The following is a 6,340-nucleotide window of genomic DNA, read 5'->3' on the forward strand; positions in this document are numbered from 1 at the left end:
GCGACTTCCTCAGCCGTGAGGCAATCACCGTCTCACGGCTGAGGAAGTACGTGGTGCGCATGGGGGTGAAGTCCAGGCCATCCAGATGGCACAGTTTCAACGCCGCCGGTACGTCCGGCTCGTCCATGAAGCCAAAATGCAGCAGCACACGGAAGAAGCCGTCACCATAGGCTTCCACTTCGAAGCGCTCGTGCTCCGGCACCCGCGGCCGGTCCTCGCTGACCACCGTCAACAACACCACCTGGCTATGCAGCACCTGGTTGTGCAGCATGTTGTGCAGTAGCGCATGCGGCACGGCATCGGAACGCGCGGTCAGGAACACCGCCGTGCCTTCGACCCGGTGCGGTGGCTGAATGCGGATACTGCTGATGAACAACGGCAGCGGCAATGCCCCTTCGTCGATGCGCTCGACCAGGATCTGCTTGCCACGCTTCCAGGTGCTCATCAGCAGGTACAGCACGCCCCCGGCCAGCACCGGGAAGGCGCCACCCTGGACAATTTTCGGCACGTTGGCGGCAAAGAACAGCCCGTCGACCAGCAGGAAACCGACCAGAATCGGCACCGCCAGCAGCGGCGGCCACTTCCGCAGCAGCAGCATCACCGCCGACACCAGGATCGTGGTCATCAGCATGGTCCCGGTTACCGCAACGCCGTAGGCTGCCGCCAGCGCCCCGGAAGACTCGAAACCGATCACCAGCAGTACCACACCCACCATCAGGGTCCAGTTCACCGCACCGATATAGATCTGCCCTTGCTCGTCGCTGGAGGTGTGCTGGATCTGCATGCGCGGGATATAACCCAGCTGGATGGCCTGGCGGGTCAAGGAGAAGGCCCCGGAAATCACTGCCTGCGAGGCAATCACCGTGGCCAGGGTGGCCAGGCCAACCAACGGCAACAGCGCCCAGCCCGGTGCCAGCAGGTAGAACGGGTTGCGGGCCGCATCCGGATCCTGCAGCAGGAGCGCACCCTGGCCAAAATAGTTGAGCACCAGCGCCGGCAGCACCAGGATGAACCAGGCACGGGCGATAGGCTTGCGGCCAAAATGGCCCATGTCGGCATACAATGCCTCGGCACCGGTCAGCGCCAGCACCACCGCACCCAGAATGGCCACCCCCATCCCCGGGTGCACCACGAAGAAGTTGACCGCCCAGCCGGGGTTGAAGGCCTTGAGCACTTCCGGGCTTTGCGAAATGCCGTGCACGCCCAGTGCACCGAGCACCACGAACCAGGTGACCATGATCGGGCCGAACAGCTTGCCGATCTTCTCGGTACCGTGCTTCTGCACCAGGAACAGGGCCACCAGCACCACCAGCGAAATCGGCACCACCCAGTGGTCGATACCGTCGAACGCCAGGCCCATGCCCTCTACCGCCGACAGCACCGACACCGCCGGGGTGATCATGCTGTCACCATAGAACAGCGAAGCGCCGATCAGGCCACAGATCACCATCAGTGTGCGCAGCCGCGGGTAGGCCGCCGTAGCCCGCCGCGCCAGCGCAGTCAAGGCCATGGTGCCGCCCTCGCCCTGGTTGTCGGCGCGCAGGATGAACATCACGTACTTGAACGACACCACCCACAGCAGCGACCAGAGGATCAGCGACAGGATCCCCAGTACGCCGTCATGGTTGACCGGCACCCCATAACCACCGGTAAAGACTTCCTTCAGGGTATACAGCGGGCTGGTGCCGATATCGCCATAAACCACCCCGACCGCTGCCACGAGCAGGCCCAGCGACCGCGTCGCACCCTGCTTACCCTCGTGCCCGCCCTCAGCGTGACTGCTTGCCTGAACCATCGACCACTCCCGCAGACGGCCATTACGGCCTTTCAGTATTCACTCTGCGACCAAGCACTCACTGCAGCTTGGCGCAACGGCGCGAAGCATAGCGCAGCGTTCGTCGTATTTCTGCTGGTCAAGCGTCCCTGCGCTCGCTAGAATTGCGCACTTTTTGATCAGAGGCGCCAAAAGCGCCCGTCAAGATCGCCCCCGATTCCGGCCGGGCGACCTGCATTCAATACCGAGGTTAGTCATGTCCACCACGCCCGCCACCCCCAAGGTAGGTTTCGTAAGCCTGGGTTGCCCCAAAGCCCTGGTCGATTCCGAGCGCATCCTGACCCAGCTGCGCATGGAAGGCTATGAAGTCGTGCCCACCTACGAGGATGCCGACGTGGTGGTGGTCAACACCTGCGGCTTCATCGACAGTGCCAAGGCCGAATCGCTGGAAGTCATCGGCGAAGCGATCAAGGAAAACGGCAAGGTCATCGTGACCGGCTGCATGGGCGTTGAAGAAGGCAACATCCGTGACGTGCACCCAAGCGTGCTGTCGGTCACAGGCCCGCAACAGTACGAGCAGGTGGTCAACGCCGTGCACGAAGTGGTGCCACCCCGCCAGGACCACAACCCGCTGATCGACCTGGTACCGCCACAAGGGGTCAAGTTGACCCCGCGCCACTACGCCTACCTGAAAATTTCCGAAGGCTGCAACCACAGCTGCAGCTTCTGCATCATCCCGTCGATGCGCGGCAAGCTGGTCAGCCGCCCGGTGGGCGAAGTGCTGAGCGAGGCCGAGCGCCTGGTGAAGGCCGGGGTCAAGGAGATCCTGGTGATTTCCCAGGACACCAGCGCCTATGGCGTTGACGTCAAGTACAAGACCGACTTCTGGAACGGCCGCCCGGTCAAGACGCGCATGCTTGAACTGTGCGAAGCACTGAGCAGCCTGGGTGCCTGGGTGCGCCTGCACTACGTGTACCCTTACCCGAATGTCGACGATGTGATCCCGTTGATGGCGGCCGGCAAGATCCTGCCGTACCTGGACATTCCGTTCCAGCATGCCAGCCCGAAAGTGCTCAAGTCGATGAAGCGCCCGGCTTTCGAAGACCGTACCCTGGCACGCATCAAGCAATGGCGCGAACAGTGCCCCGAACTGGTGATCCGTTCCACCTTCATCGTCGGCTTCCCCGGCGAAACCGAAGAAGACTTCCAGTACCTGCTGGACTGGCTGACCGAAGCCCAGCTCGACCGCGTGGGCTGCTTCCAGTACTCGCCGGTGGAAGGCGCCCCGGCCAACGACCTGGGCCTGGCTGAAGTACCGGACGACATCAAGCAGGACCGTTGGGACCGTTTCATGGCCCACCAGCAGGCCATCAGCGCTGCCCGCCTGCAACTGCGCATCGGCAAGGAGATCGAAGTGCTGATCGACGAAGTCGAGGCGCAAGGTTCGGTAGGCCGCAGCTTCTTCGATGCCCCGGAAATCGACGGCAGCGTGTTCATCGATGGCGACCATGGCTTCAAGCCAGGCGACAAGGTTCGTTGCCGGGTGGTAGATGCCGACGAATACGACATGTGGGCCGAGCCGGTCTGACACCCACGCAGTACGCTGCGCACCATCGCCGGCCAGCAGCTCCTTTACCAGGGAGCTGCGCGGCCGATGATGGGCCGCGCAGGCGCACCGGCAATCCTTGGGCCTGTTGCGCTTTTAGCATCTATCGTTTCCTCAGCCCCAGAGGAACGTCCCACGATGCGCCAGCCATTGTCCCTGCAGACCCCGCACCTTAGCGACTACCCCGAACTGGCCCAGGTCTGGGAAGACTCGGTGCGCGCAACCCACGATTTTCTACCCGATGCCTATGTCCGGCTGCTGCGTGAGCATGTGCTGTACCGCTACCTCGACGCCGTGATGCTGGTCTGCTGCAAGGACCGCCAGCGTATCTGCGGGTTCGCCGGGGTCGCCAGCAGCCGGGTGGATATGCTCTTCGTTGCCCCGGCCTACCGTGGCCAGGGCGTGGGCAGGCGCTTGCTGCGCTACGCCATCAACGAACTCAATGCCGAAACCCTGGACGTCAACGAGCAGAACCTGCAAGCCCTGGGCTTCTACCTGCATGAAGGTTTCGAGGTGGTCGGCCGCTCCCCTACCGACGGCCTTGGCCAACCCTACCCCCTGCTGCATATGCGCCTGCGGGGCACAGGCCAGTGCAGCGGCGACTGAATATGCCGCAGCAGGTCGCCGAAATGGCGCAAGTGACACAGATTCCCATCATCAACCGCGTAGGGGCAGGTACAATGGTCACCTTTCCCTGCCTCTGCGAATTGCGCCATGTCCGAACCCGTCCGCCTGTCCAAACGCCTCATCGAGCAGCTTGGCTGCTCTCGCCGCGAGGCCGAGCTGTACATTGAAGGAGGCTGGGTCACGGTCGATGGCGTGGTGGTCGAGCAGCCGCAGTTCAAGGTCGGGCAACAGCGCGTCGAGCTGTTGCCTGGCGCCCGCGCCGAGACCCTGGAGCCGGTGACCCTGCTGCTGAACCAGCCTGCCGACATGGACAGCGAAAGCGCCCGCGCCAGCATCAACATGGGCAGCCTCAGCGAAGCCCACCGCGAGGGCGTGCGTGCGCTGCACGGGCACTTTGCCCGGCAGGCTTGCGTCGCCCCACTGGAGCGCGGCGCCAGTGGCCTGCAAGTGTTCACCCAGGACTGGCGGGTGACCCGCAAGATCGAAGCCGACCTGCGCCGCCTGGAGCAGGAATTCATCGTTGAAGTGCGCGGCCAGACCACGCCCCAGGCACTGGAGCGCCTGGCCCGCGGTGCTACGCGCAATGACCGTGAGCTACCCAAGGCCAAGGCCAGCTGGCAGAACGAGACCCACCTGCGCATGGCCCTGAAAAACCCGCAGCCCGGGCATATCGCCGAATTGTGCGCTTACCTGCGCCTGGAGCTGGTCGGCATGCGGCGCATTCGCCTGGGTGGCGTGTCGATGGGCAAGTTGCCGCTGGGCCAATGGCGCTATGTGGCCACTACCGAACGTTTCTAAGTAATAGGCCGCGCTGGAACGCGCGGCACCTGAACAGGATTCAGCAGCAATGAACCACAACGACGTCCTGCGCAGCCTGCGCTACATGCTCAAGGTGAACGACGCCAAGATGGCCGAGATCATCGGCCTCTCCGGCCTCGAAGTGCACCCGCTGGTGCTGGCCACCTACCTGAAGAAAGAAGACGAAGAAGGCTTTGTGCGTTGCCCTGAGCGGGTGATGGCGCACTTCCTCGACGGCCTGGTGTTCTACCGTCGCGGCAAGGATGACAGCCGCCCGGCGCAACCGATCGAGCTGCCGGTGACCAACAACCTGATCCTCAAGAAGCTGCGGGTGGCTTTCGAACTCAAGGAGGACGACTTGCACGCGATCCTCAAGTCCGTGAACTTCCCGGTCAGCAAGCCGGAATTGAGTGCACTGTTCCGCAAAGCTGGCCACGACAACTACCGGCCGTGCGGCGACCAGCTGCTGCGCAACTTCCTCAAGGGCCTGACTTTGCGCGTGCGCGGCTGAGTGACCATGCAGCACACCGTTGCCCCGGTCGGTATCGTCCGTTCATGCTTCAAGGAAAAGTTTGCCATTCCGCGCCAACCGCAGCTGGCTCCCGCCGCCCGCGGGGTGCTGGAGCTGCTGCCGCCGTTCGACCAGGGTGAGGCAGTCGAAGGCCTGGAGCAGGTCAGCCATGTCTGGCTGCTGTTCCTGTTCCACCAGGCGCTGGAAGACAAGCCACGCCTGAAGGTGCGGCCACCGCGCCTGGGTGGCAACAAGAGCATGGGCGTGTTCGCGACCCGCGCCACCCATCGGCCCAATGGCATCGGCCAGTCGGTGGTGCGCCTGGAGGGGGTTGAACCGGGGCGGCTGCTGCTGTCCGGGATCGACCTGCTGGACGGCACGCCGGTGCTGGACATCAAGCCCTACGTGCCTTACGCCGACAGCATTGCATGCGCCAGCAACCAGATGGCCAGCGCCGCGCCTGCAGCCATTGCCGTGCACTGGGCCGACAGCGCATTGGCGCAGGCCCGCGAGCATGCATTGCGGCTGGGTGAGCCGCTGGTGGCGCTGATCGAACAATGCCTGGCCCAGGACCCACGCCCGGCCTACCAGGTACCTGCACCGGAACGGGTGTACGGGGTGAGGTTCTGGGATGTGGAGGTGCGCTGGCATTACCCGCAGCCGGAGGTGATCCGGGTGTTGGAGGTGGTGCTGGCCTGACCCCGATTCAGGCTTGTTCGCTGCCCATTGTAGGAGCGGCCTTGTGTCGCGATGGGGCGCGTAGCGGCCCCGGGGCTTTAGCCATCCTGCAAGCTTGCCGGGGCTGCTACGCAGCCCTTTCGCGACGCAAGGCCGCTCCCACAAGGACCGTGCAGGCATGAAAAAGGCGACCCGAGGTCGCCTGGCGCTGATCGAACAGTGCCTGGCCCAAGACCCACGCCCGGCCTACCAGGTACCTGCACCGGAACGGGTGTTGGAGGTGGTGCTGGCCTGACCCGATTCAGGCTTGTTCGCTGTCCATTGTAGGAGCGGCCTTGCGTCGCGA

At 63.9% G+C, this 6,340-nt stretch carries 6 protein-coding genes and 1 pseudogene; 6 read left to right on the top strand and 1 reads right to left on the bottom strand.

Translation table 11 applies throughout. The features are described from left to right. On the bottom strand, positions 1 to 1,795 hold a 1,795-nt coding region (locus GYA94_RS24320), incomplete at its 3' end, for a potassium transporter Kup (RefSeq protein WP_161893258.1). Positions 1,796 to 2,030: 235 nt separating this feature from the next. Here GYA94_RS24320 and rimO point away from each other — a divergent pair. The 6 genes and pseudogenes from rimO to GYA94_RS28850 form a co-directional block, all read left to right on the top strand. Further along, entirely contained in the window at positions 2,031 to 3,362 is a 1,332-nt protein-coding gene (gene rimO, locus GYA94_RS24325) for a 30S ribosomal protein S12 methylthiotransferase RimO (RefSeq protein ID WP_054905943.1), read from the top strand. A 156-nt stretch (positions 3,363 to 3,518) separates the two neighbouring features. Next, a complete protein-coding gene (locus GYA94_RS24330; RefSeq protein ID WP_110679741.1) occupies positions 3,519 to 3,986 on the top strand; it encodes a GNAT family N-acetyltransferase in 468 nt (155 codons plus the stop codon). Positions 3,987 to 4,094: 108 nt separating this feature from the next. After that, positions 4,095 to 4,805, top strand: coding sequence for an rRNA pseudouridine synthase (locus GYA94_RS24335; protein ID WP_161893259.1), 711 nt, complete (start codon positions 4,095 to 4,097; stop codon positions 4,803 to 4,805). A gap of 49 nt (positions 4,806 to 4,854) precedes the next feature. Beyond that, the gene (locus GYA94_RS24340; protein WP_029887591.1) at positions 4,855 to 5,316 is read left to right on the top strand and encodes a YehS family protein; all 462 of its coding nucleotides are present in this window, start codon (positions 4,855 to 4,857) and stop codon (positions 5,314 to 5,316) included. 6 nt (positions 5,317 to 5,322) lie between these two features. Further along, on the top strand, positions 5,323 to 6,015 hold the full coding sequence (tsaA, locus tag GYA94_RS24345) for a tRNA (N6-threonylcarbamoyladenosine(37)-N6)-methyltransferase TrmO (protein ID WP_161893260.1): 693 nt from the start codon (positions 5,323 to 5,325) through the stop codon (positions 6,013 to 6,015). A 184-nt stretch (positions 6,016 to 6,199) separates the two neighbouring features. Next, positions 6,200 to 6,265 (top strand): annotated as a pseudogene (locus tag GYA94_RS28850) (hypothetical protein); the annotation flags it as partial. Positions 6,266 to 6,340: the final 75 nt, after the last annotated feature.

Origin of the sequence: Pseudomonas juntendi (assembly GCF_009932375.1) — a bacterium.
Lineage (GTDB): Bacteria > Pseudomonadota > Gammaproteobacteria > Pseudomonadales > Pseudomonadaceae > Aquipseudomonas > Aquipseudomonas juntendi.